A 15,701-nucleotide genomic window follows, 5' to 3' on the forward strand; every position below is an offset into this window, starting at 1 on the left:
GGTAAAAGTCAGGGCTTTTTAGTGGTGCGCAGGGAGGGATTCGAACCCCCGTAGGCCATTGGCCGACAGATTTACAGTCTGTTGTAATTGACCGCTCTACCACCTGCGCAGTGCTAGATAATTTAACATAATTATCTGCTTATTGACAAGCTATACAACTCATGTTATCGTCCAAATTAGACACATGAAACTGAAAACACCTTTACAAATTCGACGATTTTTCGGATTTCGTTGGATTATTCGATCAAAACCAGTGCCGATACTCTCAAGTCTCGAATTTACTCAACTCTCACCCTCGGGCTCTTCCGGCATTAATCACAAGTTGAGGAGTTCGCCGAACGGCTCGACAAACCATTCTAAAGTCCGGAAAAAACGTCGACGTTCACATCAAAACGCTCCCCGCTTAGGCCTCAAGCGCAGAGCTAACCGTTTGCGATATTGTTAGCCGCAGCTTAAATCCCCCTGCCGTCTTGCGGCAGGGGATTGATTTTTTAAAGGCTCTATATTAAGCTAAAGCCTCATTCAAATTTAATTTTATGTCACAGGATAATCTAATTCTCTTAAAACATAAGGCTACCGGCGAAGTCTACTGGACGCGTAAGAATAAGCGTAAAGTGGAACGAAAAATTGAGCTGAAAAAATACAGCAAAAAACTTCGCAAGCACGTCATTTTTAAAGAAGCCAAGAAGTAGAAAATTGCGCCGCCGGCGCAATTTTCATAAGGTATAATTAATTCTCTGGGCCTATAGTTTCAATGGTAAAACATCGGTCTCCAAAACCGAGGTTGCAGGTTCAAGTCCTGCTGGGCCCGCCATGAAGAAGTTATCGCTTAGAAATGTCACCCTTTTAGGGGTTGATTGTGTGGATATTGATCGTCTTGGAAAGGCATCGAATATTTGCCAAGATTACGCAAATTTTGCATCGGTCAAACTTTTGAGTCATTTAAAGAGCAAAAAATATAAAACAGTCGAAATTCGACCTCTTAAAAATATTCAGGCTTATAGTAAATTCATGATCAAGAATTTATATAAGTATGTGAAAACTGATTTTGTGCTAACTATCCAGCATGATGGTTTCATTCTTAATCCTAAGGCTTGGACCAAAGAATTTCTTTATTATGATTATATTGGGGCACCTTGGTGGTACGATGATGGTAAAAATGTAGGCAATGGCGGTTTTAGCTTGAGAAGTAGAAAGCTTTTGAAGATTTTAGCTAACGATAAGAAAATCAAGAAATTTACGCCCGAGGATCATCATATTTGTCGCACTTACCGAAAATATCTGGAATCAAAAGGGATTAAATTTGCTCCAGAGCGATTGGCGGCAAAATTCAGTGTCGAAGGAAATATTAGAGAATTTAAAACTGGACAGAATATTTGGAAAGGAGAATTTGGTTTTCACGATCTTTCTAAGACGGTGTTAAAGGATTGGTTAAACAAAAATCCTAAATATAGAAAAATTATTGACAATACTTTAAGGCCAACTTATCGGATTTAGAGTTCTTAATCCAGTCAATCCTTTTATCTCTCTTAAACCACGTCATCTGGCGCTTGGCGTAGTGCCAGTTTTCAATATAGATTTTTTCAGTCATTTCTTTTTTGGAAATTTTTCCTTGCAAATATTGAGATAAATATCGGTATTCTAGGCCGAGTTGATCCATTCTTTTCCAAGATAGACCGTTTTCATGCAAACGTTTTGCTTCAGCGATCATGCCGCGTTTCAACCGAAGGTTGAGGCGCCTTCTGATCCGTCTTTTCAGTTCATCATCCTTTAATTTAATGCCTAGTATTTGTGCACTATATTTGGATTTAGTTTTGATTTTTGGAACCTTGCCAATCGCCGTAGCGATTTCAATCGCGCGAATTAGCCGACGCCGATTATTTTTATCGATAGTGCCGGCTCTTCTTGAATCCAATTTTTTTAATATGGAAAATAATTGTGAAACGCTCTTTTGTTCCAATCTGTTGCGCAGTTTCGGATTTGGCGGCACTTCCGGGAGAACCAAATTATCAACAATAGCCTGAATATAAAAACCCGTACCACCGCAAATAATCGGGAGTCTTCCTTTGTCAAGGATTTTGTCAATAGTCTTCTCGGCGAGTCTCTTATATTCAGCCACGGAAAACTGTTTTGAAGGGTGTGCCACATCTAGGAGATGATGTGACACACCTCGCATTTCAGCTTCAGTAATTTTCCCAGCACCAATATTTAATCCTTTATAGACTTGTCGGGAATCGGCCGAAACAACTTCTCCATTTAATTTTTTCGCCAGCTTTACAGCTAACTCACTTTTCCCGGAGGAAGTTGGCCCAACTATTACTAATATTTTCGGTTTCAATCTCATGAATTTAAAATAAAACGCTCAAGTCGACTAGCACTTGAGCCATTGAACACCGCGCTTTCGAGTCAGTTTCAAGCTTGGTCTCACCGCAAAAGAAATGGAGTTATTTCTGAACCACTGATCCCAATTCTTAGCATAGTTTCCGAAATACTTTTCTGGATAATCTGGGCGCAGAACGTAGACCCGCTGATTCTCGAAAGAAGTAATTAGAAACTCGTAAGTACCGGCTTGCAAATTAACTTTCTCCTCCAACTGCTTTAAATTAGAGATCTCACGTGGTCGAAGAAAAGTTAAGAAGATTAAACGATTCTCTCCCAAATCCGCAATGGTCTCTAAGAGTTTTTTCGGGATTGGTTTCAGAAGTGGACTCTCTATTTCTCCTATCAGCGGATAATTTGGTTCCCGAATAATGGACGCCGGATTTTCAGCCACTGATTTACTCTGACTACTATCCACCGGTAGATCCTCAATTCGTCTAAAGACTACGCGATTGCTTCTTTTGGGAGCAGTACGAATAATCTTTTGTGATGGAAGACCTACTCCTAAAGGAAGTTTTTTAATCTTATCTTCCGGCCCTGGGGGAGCCAATTCCTTTGTTTCTTCCACCAACGGAGCCTTAGGAAGGTAGTCCTCTCTCTTCACTAAAGGTCTCTTTCCTCGGATTCCTATCGCTTTTTGCCACTCCGTAGAAAAACTATAAACCAGATTTCCACGATCGATAACAAAAACTGGGTGATCCGGGCCGATTGCCCTTAACACTTCCAAAGTTTTCTCCTCATAAGTTTCTTTGGAAGTCTCATCAGTCATGGCAATTAGAGCCTTTTCAGCTTCTTCTCTTTTCAGAAAAAAAGCTAACCATGGAATTTTATCTCCCAATTCCGACTCCTTTACTTCTGAAGGCAGTTCTATAGTTATCATTCCCTCCGTCTCAGAAACTCCCGCTCGAGACATGTAAAGGAATAAGTGTTGAGCATTTATTCCGATCGTCTGACCGTGGAGTAGGGGCCAGAGCTTTTCAGACCTTTGATCAAGCCTCGCTGCTATAAGTAATACCAAGGGAACACTGCGCTTGTACCGCTCAGTTGATACAAGCCACAACCCTTCTCTGTTCAACAGAAAAAATTCTTTAAGGTACATATTCTGCACCCATCATAGGAAGAGGGAATAAAATGTCAATTTTAGTTATCGAAATCTTTTCAGGTGCCGAAGGAGAGAATCGGTCACAAGTCTCGCTTCGCAATCTTGAGACCCCACCTCGCATCGCCCAAAAATGGCGATATGTTCCGGTCTTCGATTCTCTCACGTAAGCAAAGCAGTTTGCTTACTCTTCTACCTATCGGTGCCGAAGGAGAGAATCGAACTCTCATGGATTGCTCCGCACGATTTTGAGTCGTGTGCGTCTACCAATTCCGCCACTTCGGCATGAGATTTAAATATAATGAAATTTGGCCAAAAATCAATTAAGTTTCTGTTATAATATTCTTAATGGCCTCGCATTTTTATAGCAATTCTATTTTCTGGATTGAAGTAGAAAAAGTTAAACCCAATCCCTACCAGCCGCGTCGTGAATTTGATCAGGCGCGTCTTCAAGATTTGGCCGATTCCATTCGAATGTATGGCGTTTTGCAGCCGCTCGTGGTGACGCGCCACGAAGTGACGCGGGAAGACGGTGGTTTAACAACCGAATACGAATTAATTTCCGGTGAACGCCGTCTAAGGGCCTCTAAATTGGCCGGATTAGCCCAAGTACCGGTTCTTATTCGAGCTGAAGAGGAGAATGAAAGGGTAAAACTTGAATTAGCTATTATTGAAAATCTCCAGCGTGAGGATCTTAATCCGGTGGATCGCGCTCGAGCCTTTAAAAGACTAGCCGAAGAATTTCACTTTAAGCACAATCAAATTGCCGAAAAAGTAGGGAAGAGTCGCGAGTACGTTTCTAATACGATGCGATTACTCTCCTTGCCCGAAGAAATGCTGACCGCAGTGTCGGAAGGACGACTTTCCGAAGGACACACCCGACCGCTTTTAATGTTAATTGATCGTCCGGACGAGCAGATGACTTTGTATAAAGAAATTATCTACAAGAAGATGACGGTCCGAGAAGCCGAGGCCATTGCTCGCAAGATTGCTTACGATAAGGTCCGCAAAAAGGAACGCGCGTTTGATCCAGAATTAGTGGAGCTTGAAGAGAAATTGGCTGAATCACTTGGAACTCGTGTCCATGTTGAAAGAAAAGATCAGGGTGGCCGATTAGTTATAGATTTTTTCTCAAATGCCGACCTTCAGAGCATTCTGGATTTAGTACGGTCCAATAAACCAAAACCAGCCACAGAGATGATGGAGAAATATATCGCTCAAAATTCTCCAATAAAAATGGACGAATCAGAAATTGCTATTGCTGAAGCTAATAATCCCGAAGGAGTAGACGACTTAACTATAGAACAGGAAACTTCTACTCCTGTTGATGATCGATCGAGCCAAGAGAAGCAATCGGATGAAGAAGATTTGTACTCGATTAAAAACTTTTCGATTTAATTCCTAGACGCAATTTCATTAATATGAGAACCTTAAAACGGATCGAGGGTCTTAATGAAATACAAAGTTGAATATTCTATAACAGGAGCGGAAAGTGGTGGTAATAATTCAGCTACATTTGAGGCAGATGATGATACTCAAGCACCTCAAAAAGCTGATGAGTTAGTAGCGCAAAAGGAACGTGAATGCAACCAATACATCAAAAGTCCTTTTTGGCACTACAAATTTAAAAGAACCGCTCTCTATCGGGTTAAGCAAGAAGAAATTACGGAACCAATACTTAGCTGAGGCAAGATCCTCAGCGTTTTATTTTGTCACTAATTTATGCGGATTAGGGTTTGGGCATCCTTTGTTGGAGCAGCACTCCGGGATCGTCTTGGGCCACAAATAATTTTCTCGCCAACTCGAAAATTTTCGCGGCCCTGCGTCGCCCGTTTTTCTTACTAGAAAAACATGGCTCCGGCCGACGAAAACTAGTGGCGCAGGCAAAGCAGTTTGCCTGCTTTATTTGGTGTTTTGGAGTTTGTGCGGATTATGATTTGGGCAGGCTTTATTTGAACACCTTTCGGGAATCGTTTTCGTCCCTTCCATCATTAATGAGCCGCACATCGGGCAGAGACTGCCGGTTGGTTTGGCCTTAATGGCGTTTTTACATTGAGGGTAGTTTGAACAGCTGTAAAATATGCCGAATTTGCCGCGACGCTCTACCATAAAACCTTTTTTACATACGGGGCACTCTACACCAGTAGAGTTTTGCTTCTCAAGCTCAGCATCTTTTTTAATGTATTTGCATTTTGGATAATTGGCACAGGAAATGAATTGACCGAATTTTCCTTCGCGTAGCACCAAATCTCCGCCATCAATCGGGCACTTTTCACCGGTGAGTTTTGGACCAGCTAATTCTTTTCCCTCAATAGTGCGGGCGCCCGTACATTCCGGAAATCTGGAACAGCTCATAAATTTGCCGTTTTTGCCAAGTTTGATGATCATGGGGGCGCCGCAGACCGGACATTTGAATTCGTCCGGTGCGGCGCCCAAATTAGTAATTTTTTCCATTTTTTTGTCTTTTGATTTAACTTCTTTGGTAAAGGGAGCGTAAAAATCTTTCAAAGTTTTTTCGTATTCACGTTTGCCGGCTGCAATTTCATCAAGTTCATCTTCCATTTCGGCCGTGAATGAGTCGCTAATATAGGTAGTGAAATGATCTTCTAAAAACGAGGAAACCACGTCGCCGGTGTCGGTTGGCGTCAGGGCTTTATTAATTTTATTAACGTAGCCGCGGTCTTCCAAAGTCTTAATAATGGAGGCATAAGTGGAAGGGCGGCCAATCCCACGTTTTTCCAACTCTTTAATCAAGCCAGCTTCAGAATATCGTGGAGGAGGTTGAGTTTCTTTCTCTTCCGAATCAATCTTAAGGAGATTTAGTTTCTCACCCAATTTTACTTTCGGTAATTCAACGTCTTCGCCGCGAGCTTCCGGATCGGCAGAGAGCCAGCCGGGAAAGAGCACGCGCTGTCCGGTAATAGCAAAATCAGGAATGGCATCCTTTTCTTTTGGATCGTCGCTAACGTTCGCTGTGAGCTTGCTTCGCAGGAGTTTGGCGTCTGTCATCTGCGAAGCCAAGGTTCTCTGCCAAATTAACCGGTAAAGTTTCTGTTGTTCTGGAGTAGACCCAGCCTTTTCCATAGACATATGAGTCGGTCGAATGGCTTCATGAGCTTCTTGGGCGTTCTTGCTCTTAGAAGTAAAAGTACGTGGACTGAGATATTCTTTGCCAAATTTTTTCTCAATGGTTCCAAATATCTGCCCGAGAGCCAATTTGCTTAAGTTAGTGCTATCGGTACGCATGTAGGTAATGTGACCAGCTTCATAGAGTTTTTGGGCAATACCCATGGTTCTCGATGGAGGAAAACCTAGGCGAGAACTGGCTGTTTGCTGGAGAGTGGAGGTAATAAAGGGAGCCCGAGGAGAACGTTTAACTTCGCTTTCGGAAAGGTCGGTTATACGCCACTTATTCTTGGCAGTTTCTCCTCCAATTTTAAGAATTCTTTCCACTTCTTTCTTCTCGCGCGGTTCCTCTACGCAGGTCAGGGTAAATTCCGGGCCGTTTTTGTCGCCCCCCTTAACCGCGGCAGTAATAATCCAGAATTTTTCCGGTTTGAAAGCTCTGATCTCGCGCTCACGTTCCATAATAATGCGCAGGGCCGGCGATTGAACGCGACCGGCGGATAGGCCATAACGCACTTTCTTCCAGATTAATCCCGATAAATCGTATCCAACGAGTCGATCCAAGACGCGGCGAGCCTCCTGAGCGCGACGAAGATTTTGATCAATTTCCCGCGGATGCTGAAGAGCCTCTTTAATAGCTTCCTCGGTGATTTCGTTGTAAGTTACTCTTTTAATCTTTTCCGAGAGTCCTTTATTTTTTTTGTCACTGACGCCCAAAAGCTCAGAAATGTGCCAAGCAATAGCTTCACCCTCCCGGTCCTCGTCAGTTGCCAGAATTATTTCATCGGCTTTTTTGGCCAATTGCTTGATTTCGCTCACCACCTTTTCTTTACCCTTGCTTATTTCGTAGTGGGGAACAAAACCTGCCTCAATATCAATGGCCTTCTTATTGCTTTTCGGCAAATCACGCACGTGACCCACAGAAGCTTTCACTTCATATTTGCCATCCAAATATTTGGAAATAGTTTTAGCTTTGGCCGGAGATTCCACAATCAGTAACTTCATGAGCGCCATTATATACTACATCGCATTTCTAATTGCAAATTTCAGATGGTAATTAGATCAGAAATATCTCACCAGCCGCCTCTTTAATTAATGATTTTAATTCCAGAACGGTCAGGAGAGAATTCATCTGGCTAATAGGGAAATTAACTCGGCGCAACAACTCTTCGCGGGAGAGAGGGGAAGCGAGTTGCTCAATGATTTTCAATTCCTCTTCTGAACAACTTCGATATTTGATTGAGGGGGCGGTCATGGCGGAGCTTTTCATTCCAAAAACATCCAGAATATCTTCGGCCGAAGTAATCGGGGTAGCGCCGGTTTGAATCAAAAAATGCGGACCACTGGAGTTTTTAGAAAAGATCGAGCCGGGAACAGTCAGCACTTCCTTGTTGTAGTCAGTAGCCAAACGAGCGGTAATCATGGTGCCGGATTTTCTGTCTGCCTCTATTATTAGAGTGGCATCCGAAAGACCAGCCATTAAACGATTACGTCGAGGGAAAGCATCTACAGTAGCGCGATAATCCGGTGCAAATTCCGAAAGCAGAGCTCCATCGGCTTCCAAAATCCTTTCCGCCAGTCTTTGGTGAATGGCTGGGTAGATCATCTTTGGGTTTAATCCAGATCCGGGCATTGCAAGCGTAGAAAGACCGGCCCGCAGAGCTGCCGTGTGGGCAATTGAATCAATGCCGAGAGCCAGTCCTGACACTATGGCAAGATCATGACCAGCTAGGCCGGCAATTAATTGTTCACAAACTTCTCGACCATAATCGCTGAATTGTCTGGCGCCGACTACGCAGAGTAATTTTGTCGAGGGTGGGGGTAATTTTCCCCGCAGATACAATCGCTCGGGCGGCTCCGGAATTTCCAAAAGGGACGGGGGATAGCGGTCGCGGGGCAGCTCAACGATGGGAAATTTCATGGCCTTAGTTTAATCAGTCGACATGAAATTTCTTTAAAAGAAAATTAAAATAAGCCGGATTTAAACGAACTTCGTCAAATTCCGTCAATTTTGCTATCATTTAGTTATGCTCGATATCAAATTCATTCGCGAAAATAAGGAAGTTGTTCAGGCTGGGGCTCAAAAAAAGGGTATTGACATAAACCTTGACGAATTAATTGCCGCCGACGATAAAAGGCGGCAATTATTGACTGAAATAGAAGCTAAAAAAGCCGAGCAAAACCAATTTAGCGGGAAAATCGTCAACGCTTCCGAGACTGACAAAGTCAAACTAATAGAAGAAATGAAAGTTTTGAAGGAAGGTTTGAGCGCGGAAGAGGAAAAATTGAAAGAAGTAATGAAAGATTGGCAAAGATTAATGGTCCAAGTACCAAATGTGCCGGATATGTCCGTGCCGGAAGGAAAAGACGAAACGGAAAATAAGGAAATAAAAACTTCTGGCGAGAAGCCGAAATTTGACTTCACTCCGAAAAGTCACATCGAGTTGATGGAAAAGATGGAAATGCTCGATTTGGATAGAGGCACAAAGGTGGCAGGTTTCCGTGGTTATTTTTTGAAAAATGACGGAGTCCTGTTAAATTTTGCCATTTGGCAATTTGTTTTAGAAACCATGACGGGGAACGGAGAATTCACGCCACTTCTTAGTCCATCTTTAGTTAGAAAAGAAACCCTTCTCGGAACCGGTTATTTACCTCAAGGAGAGGAAGACCTTTACCGAACCCAGGATGATTCATATTTGGCCGGAACTTCCGAAGTGCCAACCATGAGTTATTACTCTGACGAAATAATTGAAAAGAAAAAATTGCCGGTCAAGTTTTTGGCCTTTTCTCCATGCTTTCGGCGCGAAGCGGGGAGTCATGGCAAGGATACTAAAGGTCTTATCAGAGTGCATGAATTTTATAAATTCGAGCAAGTTATTATTTGTGAAGCCAATCACGAAGAATCAGTTAAGCATCATGAGGAGCTGACTCTCAATGCGGAGAAAATTTTGCAGGCGCTTAAATTGCCGTATCGAAACCTTTTAATCTGCGGGGGAGATCTCGGTTTGGGGCAAGTTAAAAAATATGATCTTGAGGCGTGGATGCCTTCGGAAAATACTTATCGCGAAACTCATTCAGCCTCTTACTTTCACGATTTTCAGACGCGCCGACTAAATATCCGCTATCGAGACGATGAAGGAAAACTGCGTTTTGCCCATTCTTTAAACAACACTGCCCTAGCTACTCCTCGAATAATCGCCGCCATTGTAGAAAATTATCAAAACGCCGACGGCACCATCAACATTCCGGAGGCTCTTCAGAAATACATGGGCGGCCGAAAAGTAATCGAACCAAAAAAATAGATGAAACGGCGTCGAGCCATTGAGCCGTCACAATTAGGCAGACGAAGGCGTAGGAGACGATTAATAAAATTTCTTCTCTGGCTCCTTCTTTTGATTTTAATTGTGGTAGGAGCCAGTTTCCTCACTCACTGGTCCAAAATATCTGTTCAGAATATCGTGGTTAAAGGAAATGAAGTGACTTCCTCTTCCGATATTTCTTCTCTGGCTGAGTCGGACATGACTGGCAACTATTATTACCTCTTTTCCAGACGAAATATTTTACTTTTCCCTAAAGCTCAGATTGAGAATGATATTTTGAATCATCACTCTCGTATTATGAGTGCCAGCATCAAACAGACCGCTTTGGATAAAATCGAAATTGATCTATCCGAGAGGAAGGCGATTGGTATTTGGTGTTTTGATATCAGTGCCACCACCAGTGCTTCCTGTTATTCAATCGATCAAACTGGTTACCTTTTTGACAAGGCACCCGAAATTTATGGGGCCAACTTCTTCACTTATTCGGGGCTGGTAGAACAAATTGATCCAATTGGTTCTAGATTTTTGCCAGCCGATCGATTTCAGGCTTTAAACAAATTCATCGCTGACCTTAGAAAGTTAAATATTAATCCGGCTAGCTTAGTGGCCACTGATCTTTACGATTTTCAATTAAATTTAGACACGGGCGGCAAAATTCTTTTCAGCACTCGAGAGCCACTTGATCAGGCTCTGAGCAATTTGGAAATTGTGATTAATAAAAATAATCCAGATGGGGCAAGCATCGATCTTTCAAAAATCGATTACATTGATTTGCGCTTTGGCAACAAAATCAATTATAAGTTAAAGAGTGGTACCGCCGTTCAAAGCGCCACTACCTCTGCCAGCAGTACTCTTTAGTATAATATTCAAATCATGGCTACCCTTAATAATTTTGGAGAAGATCATAAACATGACCCGCTGGCGATGAAGACCCTTTCGGCTTCTTCAAGTTTTTTAAATGTGGAAATCAATATCCTAGGTTTTCGTCCGCATCACTATATTTTCTGGACGATCGCGGCTGTAATTCTAGGCGTTAGCGCCACTTATGGGGCAGTGCACGCCGGAGGCGTGGCTTATGAGTATTTAAAAGGGCCCCAAGCGGAGCTTGCGGCCAACCAACCTTCTGCAGAGCAGGGCTCTGACGATACGTTAAGTACCACCACTTCTGAAGAGCAGATTTCGGGCTTCTATAGCGTGCTTAATCCACGAAAGCCCCTACCTTTGAGTGCTTCGGCCTATCTGGTCGGCGATGTTGATACGGGCGATATCATTATTGAAAAAAATCAAAATGCTAAATGGCCGATGGCTTCCGTCACTAAACTGATGACTGCCACTGTGGAGCTCGAAACGCTTGATCAGCTCGCTTACGCCACTGTCACTCCGGCCAGCACAAAATACTATCCCCTAACAGGAGATTTAATTATGAATGAGACAGTTAAAATCAGTGATCTAAAATATCCGCTGTTAGTGGTGTCCAGTAATGTAGCTGCCGAAGTTTTTGCCAATTTTGTCGGGCGTGCCACATTCTTACAAGAATTGAATGACAAAGCCGCCACCTTAGGTATGAGTAACAGTCATTACAATGATCCAAGTGGTCTTGATCCGAAAAGTTATTCCAGTGCTCTAGATTTGTTCAAATTATCGCAATATATAAAAGAGAATCATCCGGAAATATTTGATATTGGCCGCATCAGAGAATATTCAATTCTTGGTCACACTTGGATTAACCAGAATCATCAGCTTACTTACAAAAGTTTTGCCGGAGGCAAAAACGGTTTTACCGATCAAGCTGAACAATCAACAGTTTCTCTTTTCTATCTTTCATTTAATCCGAAAAATAAAAATGAGATTCGTACTATCGCTATTGTTCTCCTTCATACCAACGATCGGACTGGGGATGTTTCCAAGATTTTAAATTACCTTTCAAGTAACATTCGTTATCAGCAGCAACCTTTGGATGTTGGTGGTACTCAACCAGGCCCGACCGGAGGAAATCTTGATCGCTAATTTAAGAACGGGATATGAATCTGGGATTCTGGGCAAAATTAAAAAAGCCAATTATGGTCTTGGCTCCGATGGCAGATGTTACAGATGCGGCTTTTCGGCGGGTGATTGCCAAATATGGCAAGCCGGATGTGATGTGGACGGAGTTTGTCTCGGCCGATGGGTTGGTTTTGGCTCCGAAAGAAGGTCGCGAGAAACTCTTGCGCGACCTTCAATTTAGTGAAACCGAACGCCCAATAGTGGCTCAGTTTTTTACCGCTCGGCCTGAAATGATGAAGAAAGCAGCCGAGCTTGCCAGCGAGCTCGGCTTTGATGGTATTGATATTAATATGGGCTGTCCTGACCGCAGTATTGAAAAACAAGGAGCGGGAGCAGCTCTTATTAATACACCGGAATTGGCCGCCGCTATCATTGCGGCGGCCAAAGAGGGAACGGAAGCGGCTGGCGCCCGACTAAATCGCCCGCCGCTTCCAGTCTCGGTCAAAACTCGCATTGGTTACAATAAAAATGAGATTGAAACTTGGTTGCCGGCCCTCCTTAAAACAGAGCCGGCTGTCATCACGGTGCATGCCCGCACCCGAAAAGAAATGTCGAAAGTGGCAGCTCATTGGGAGGTAGTGAGAAGAGCGGTAGAGATTCGGAATGGAATGAATTCCCAGACTCTCATTTTTGGCAATGGTGATGTCTCGGATATTGAGGAGGCGCGCGCTAAAGCGCGCGCCTCCTCCGCCGACGGCATCATGCTCGGCCGCGCCATCTTCGGCAATCCTTGGCTCTTTTCGGAAACTCAACCAGCTCTTCCGGAAAAATTAAAGGTGCTGGTTGAACACACCTATCTATTTGAACAACTACTCGGTGATATTAAGAGCTTCGCTATTATGAAAAAACACTACAAAGCCTATGCCCAAGGCTTTGGGGGAGCCAAGGAACTCCGAATGGAGTTAATGGAAGCTAAAAATGCCAGAGAAGCAGAAAGAACAATAAACACATTTCTAGCTTGACTTTATTTTTTAAGGTGATATAATTTATTTGAATGAAAAAACTGAAAGCTCCCAGTGGGAGCCAGCTCTGTTCATTATTGGATACGAAAAACGACGCGATCAGCTCGGACGGCGACGCCCATTGATCGGGCGGCGCGGTCACAACCCTTAACCGGCATGGCGCCAAAGGAGGTAAATAACGTAGCAGCCTGAGAGATTAATAGAGATAGGCTTCTATTTCTCTTAATTTTTCCGGCCTCGTCACGGCAAATCAAACATCGCCGCTAACAACCCACATACCGGGAAATGCGGCAACGTTAAAAGGTTTATCACTATTAGAAAAAGGCGGGGGCATTCGAAAGAGTGCTCCCGCCGATTTTTTTATTTTGCAAAAAAGGGTATAATTAAATCCCAGAAAGGAGATCATTCTATCGCAAGAAGGTAAAACTTCATCCCAGACCTAATCTCTTTTTTAAAGGGTAAGGTTTTTTCATACGGAGCGAGGTCAGCAATGACCTCGCTCTTCTTTTTGCTATAATCCTTCTATGTCAGAGACCGCTCTCTATCGAAAATATCGTCCAAAAAGTTTCAAGGAAGTAATGGGGCAAGATGAGATTGTAGATGTACTTCAGGGATCTATCAAACAGGGTAATATTGCTCACGCTTATTTATTTTGTGGCTCGCGGGGGACTGGGAAGACAACCGTCGCTCGCATTCTGGCTAAAGCTATTGGTACCAGTAATAATGATTTGTATGAGATTGATGCGGCTTCTAGAAATAGCGTCGATGAAATCCGGGCTTTAAATGAAGCGGTTAACACTTTGCCGTATGAATCAAAATATAAAGTCTACATTCTGGACGAAGTCCACATGCTATCAAAGGCAGCCTTCAATGCCTTTCTGAAAACTTTGGAAGAGCCGCCGTCACACGTTGTTTTTATTTTAGCTACCACGGAAGCGGAAAAGTTGCCGGAGACGGTTGTCTCTCGCACCCAGCAATTTACTTTTAAAAAACCTTCCCAAACAATTTTAAAAAAGATTGTCGAAAAGACCGCCAAGGAGGAAGGATATCAGATTGAAGCGGGCGGAGCAGATCTGATTGCCCTTTTAGGCGACGGCTCATTTCGTGACGCTCTAGGCATTTTGCAGAAAATTATCGGTTCAACTAATGATAAAAAAATTACTCTGGATGAGATTGAGAAAGTAACCGGTGCTCCGCGAGGCGAGCTTGTCAATAGTTTCGTCAAGGCCTTGGCTGAAAAGGATCTCGAAGAAGGTTTGGCCACGATTAAGAAGGCGGCCAAACAAAATATTGATATGAAACTCTATCTGAAATTAATTCTGGAGAAAATGCGCCAAATCCTTCTTCTGCGTTATCAGAAGGATTTGCGCAGAGAGCTCGCCGGCGAGCTCTCCGCTTCCGACCTCACCTTCGTTGAGAAACTGGCCACCGATCCTACTCACACCATTTCCTCCGCCACTCTGGCTGAAATGCTCGGCATCTACGACCAAATTGGCCGCACTCATATCCCCGAACTTCCACTGGAGCTGGCCCTAATCAAATTAATTGAGGTTCAAAATAAAAAAGCGATCAGTTAGGATCGCTTCAATTTTTGGATTCATCAAAAACTGTAGTCAAAGCCCCAAGGCCACTGAGTAGGGTCAGTTGCTGATGAGCCCCGTCGAGATTGTGGGAAATAATTTCTGTTCCGTATCCGTCACCCATCTCTCGTATGCTCCCTTTATAATCGGTGTGCAATTCGCAAGCGTCGCCAGGGCAAGCAAAAAGCACCTGACCTCCGCGAAAAAAGGAACGGAATTGATTTCGGTTGAAACTTTCCACTTTTCCGTGAATAGTGGCGTAGGCCTTTTTCATGGCACGAATGCCGGGCTCAAAGGCCATTGGCTTCTCATAGGAGTCCGATTGCTGCTCAATGAATTTAACTAACGCCGGACTGGCATGGCCTCCCGTTGCGTGACCATGTCTATCCGCAGTGGCGCAAGTGCCGAGAGTAAAAAGCTGAGTCTCCTTTTGACCAAGCTCTTTGAGTGGCGGCCTCTCCAAGGCGAAAAGAAGAACTTGGAGAGTAAAGCAGACTTTGGCAATTTCAGATCGGGAGTATTGCTCTCGATAATCAAATCGAGGCAATTTGATCCGATAACTTAACCAGTCACCAATAGTCTCGCTAAGCGTAATGGCGTTGTTAATGCCGAAGCTCTCTTCGCCGAGACGGCACTCACATTTTTCAAAAAGCGGTAGGAAACCGAACTGGTCTTCCACGTTTCTGAATAAAGGTGTGCAGTCCTGATAATGATCGAGGAAGGCGATAGATGGACGATGTATTTGAATGAAAAGACCGTTCTTTTTGAAATCCCAAAGCAGATTAAACCACCGCGGTATGTCGGTTTGCATTATGAATTTTCTCATGAACTTTCTCCTATGTTCAGGTTAGCACAAGATTTTTTTATCTCAAATTTTGATGATATTATTCCCAGCATTGCGGGATCGTCTAATGGTAGGACATCGCCCTTTGGAGGCGAGTATCTTGGTTCGAGTCCAAGTCCCGCAGCCCGTAATTTCTGATATAATTTAAATATGCATTTCAAATCAGAAAAAATCTCACTTCTAATCCTGGCTATAACATCGCTTGTCTTCTCTAGGGTGATGTTTCTGTTTTTCAATGATCCCGAAGGCCCAAATCTTTTGGTAGTTGTAGGGGCAGCAGCCATAGTGTTTCTTCTCTCTTTAGCAGCATATTTTTTCAATTTCTCACGCTCTAAGAAACTTTTATTG

The 15,701-nt window shown here is 43.4% G+C and carries 14 protein-coding genes and 4 tRNA genes; 11 read left to right on the forward strand and 7 right to left on the reverse strand.

Annotated elements, in window-relative coordinates:
* Positions 1–22: 22 nt before the first annotated feature.
* Positions 23–109 (reverse strand) — tRNA-Tyr (locus VFA52_00970).
* Between the two features lie 427 nt (positions 110–536).
* Here VFA52_00970 and rpmG point away from each other — a divergent pair.
* The 3 genes from rpmG (at position 537) to VFA52_00985 (ending at position 1,497) form a co-directional block, all read left to right on the forward strand.
* On the forward strand, positions 537–692 hold the full coding sequence (gene rpmG / locus VFA52_00975) for a 50S ribosomal protein L33 (GenBank protein ID HZS42771.1): 156 nt from the start codon (positions 537–539) through the stop codon (positions 690–692).
* A gap of 47 nt (positions 693–739) precedes the next feature.
* Positions 740–814 (forward strand) — tRNA-Trp (locus VFA52_00980).
* Positions 814–1,497, forward strand: a complete 684-nt coding sequence (locus tag VFA52_00985) for a DUF5672 family protein (protein HZS42772.1) — start codon at positions 814–816, stop codon at positions 1,495–1,497. Before VFA52_00980 ends, VFA52_00985 begins: the two co-directional genes overlap by 1 nt.
* On the opposite strand, the gene miaA is transcribed toward VFA52_00985, so the two are convergent.
* From miaA to VFA52_01000, 3 genes are all read right to left on the reverse strand, one after another.
* A complete protein-coding gene (miaA, locus tag VFA52_00990; GenBank protein ID HZS42773.1) occupies positions 1,460–2,344 on the reverse strand; it encodes a tRNA (adenosine(37)-N6)-dimethylallyltransferase MiaA in 885 nt (294 codons plus the stop codon). The genes VFA52_00985 and miaA overlap by 38 nt on opposite strands.
* A 27-nt stretch (positions 2,345–2,371) precedes the next feature.
* Positions 2,372–3,259, reverse strand: coding sequence for a hypothetical protein (locus VFA52_00995; protein HZS42774.1), 888 nt, complete (start codon positions 3,257–3,259; stop codon positions 2,372–2,374).
* A 422-nt stretch (positions 3,260–3,681) separates the two neighbouring features.
* Positions 3,682–3,763: transfer RNA gene (locus VFA52_01000), tRNA-Leu, on the reverse strand.
* Positions 3,764–3,826: 63 nt separating this feature from the next.
* On the opposite strand from VFA52_01000, the gene VFA52_01005 reads away from it, so the two are divergent.
* Positions 3,827–4,876, forward strand: coding sequence for a ParB/RepB/Spo0J family partition protein (locus VFA52_01005; GenBank protein HZS42775.1), 1,050 nt, complete (start codon positions 3,827–3,829; stop codon positions 4,874–4,876).
* Between the two features lie 54 nt (positions 4,877–4,930).
* Positions 4,931–5,164: a hypothetical protein gene (locus VFA52_01010; GenBank protein HZS42776.1), complete on the forward strand. Its 234-nt coding sequence runs from the start codon at positions 4,931–4,933 to the stop codon at positions 5,162–5,164.
* Positions 5,165–5,380: 216 nt separating this feature from the next.
* Here the strand turns inward: VFA52_01010 and topA are convergent, their stop codons facing one another.
* Positions 5,381–7,609 carry a type I DNA topoisomerase gene (gene topA, locus VFA52_01015; protein HZS42777.1) on the reverse strand — a complete coding sequence of 743 codons (2,229 nt, stop codon included), beginning with the start codon at positions 7,607–7,609 and terminating at the stop codon, positions 5,381–5,383.
* A 52-nt stretch (positions 7,610–7,661) separates the two neighbouring features.
* On the reverse strand, positions 7,662–8,525 hold the full coding sequence (dprA, locus tag VFA52_01020; GenBank protein HZS42778.1) for a DNA-processing protein DprA: 864 nt from the start codon (positions 8,523–8,525) through the stop codon (positions 7,662–7,664).
* Between the two features lie 106 nt (positions 8,526–8,631).
* Between dprA and serS the strand changes: the two genes are divergently transcribed.
* From serS to dnaX, 5 genes are all read left to right on the forward strand, one after another.
* Complete coding sequence (gene serS / locus VFA52_01025) at positions 8,632–9,906, forward strand: serine--tRNA ligase (GenBank protein ID HZS42779.1); 1,275 nt, start codon at positions 8,632–8,634, stop codon at positions 9,904–9,906.
* Entirely contained in the window at positions 9,907–10,782 is an 876-nt protein-coding gene (locus tag VFA52_01030) for a hypothetical protein (GenBank protein HZS42780.1), read from the forward strand.
* 15 nt (positions 10,783–10,797) lie between these two features.
* The gene (locus VFA52_01035; protein ID HZS42781.1) at positions 10,798–11,931 is read left to right on the forward strand and encodes a serine hydrolase; all 1,134 of its coding nucleotides are present in this window, start codon (positions 10,798–10,800) and stop codon (positions 11,929–11,931) included.
* A gap of 14 nt (positions 11,932–11,945) precedes the next feature.
* Positions 11,946–12,929, forward strand: a complete 984-nt coding sequence (locus VFA52_01040; protein HZS42782.1) for a tRNA-dihydrouridine synthase — start codon at positions 11,946–11,948, stop codon at positions 12,927–12,929.
* A gap of 524 nt (positions 12,930–13,453) precedes the next feature.
* Positions 13,454–14,506, forward strand: a complete 1,053-nt coding sequence (dnaX, locus tag VFA52_01045; GenBank protein ID HZS42783.1) for a DNA polymerase III subunit gamma/tau — start codon at positions 13,454–13,456, stop codon at positions 14,504–14,506.
* 7 nt (positions 14,507–14,513) lie between these two features.
* Here dnaX and VFA52_01050 read toward each other — a convergent pair whose 3' ends face one another.
* Positions 14,514–15,320, reverse strand: coding sequence for a hypothetical protein (locus VFA52_01050; GenBank protein HZS42784.1), 807 nt, complete (start codon positions 15,318–15,320; stop codon positions 14,514–14,516).
* Between the two features lie 86 nt (positions 15,321–15,406).
* Here VFA52_01050 and VFA52_01055 point away from each other — a divergent pair.
* A tRNA-Gln gene (locus tag VFA52_01055) sits at positions 15,407–15,477 on the forward strand.
* Positions 15,478–15,701: the final 224 nt, after the last annotated feature.

The sequence above is a fragment of the Candidatus Paceibacterota bacterium genome (genome assembly GCA_035652395.1).
Taxonomy (GTDB): domain Bacteria; phylum Patescibacteriota; class Minisyncoccia; order Phycocordibacterales; family CAJBRS01; genus JADGRH01.

Coding starts and splice junctions, on each gene's coding strand:
- rpmG (HZS42771.1), top strand. CDS start 537: ATGTCACAGGATAATCTAATTCTCTTAAAACATAAGGCTACCGGCGAA.
- VFA52_00985 (HZS42772.1), top strand. CDS start 814: ATGAAGAAGTTATCGCTTAGAAATGTCACCCTTTTAGGGGTTGATTGT.
- miaA (HZS42773.1), bottom strand. CDS start 2,344: ATGAGATTGAAACCGAAAATATTAGTAATAGTTGGGCCAACTTCCTCC.
- VFA52_00995 (HZS42774.1), bottom strand. CDS start 3,259: ATGATAACTATAGAACTGCCTTCAGAAGTAAAGGAGTCGGAATTGGGA.
- VFA52_01005 (HZS42775.1), top strand. CDS start 3,827: ATGGCCTCGCATTTTTATAGCAATTCTATTTTCTGGATTGAAGTAGAA.
- VFA52_01010 (HZS42776.1), top strand. CDS start 4,931: ATGAAATACAAAGTTGAATATTCTATAACAGGAGCGGAAAGTGGTGGT.
- topA (HZS42777.1), bottom strand. CDS start 7,609: ATGAAGTTACTGATTGTGGAATCTCCGGCCAAAGCTAAAACTATTTCC.
- dprA (HZS42778.1), bottom strand. CDS start 8,525: ATGAAATTTCCCATCGTTGAGCTGCCCCGCGACCGCTATCCCCCGTCC.
- serS (HZS42779.1), top strand. CDS start 8,632: ATGCTCGATATCAAATTCATTCGCGAAAATAAGGAAGTTGTTCAGGCT.
- VFA52_01030 (HZS42780.1), top strand. CDS start 9,907: ATGAAACGGCGTCGAGCCATTGAGCCGTCACAATTAGGCAGACGAAGG.
- VFA52_01035 (HZS42781.1), top strand. CDS start 10,798: ATGGCTACCCTTAATAATTTTGGAGAAGATCATAAACATGACCCGCTG.
- VFA52_01040 (HZS42782.1), top strand. CDS start 11,946: ATGAATCTGGGATTCTGGGCAAAATTAAAAAAGCCAATTATGGTCTTG.
- dnaX (HZS42783.1), top strand. CDS start 13,454: ATGTCAGAGACCGCTCTCTATCGAAAATATCGTCCAAAAAGTTTCAAG.
- VFA52_01050 (HZS42784.1), bottom strand. CDS start 15,320: ATGCAAACCGACATACCGCGGTGGTTTAATCTGCTTTGGGATTTCAAA.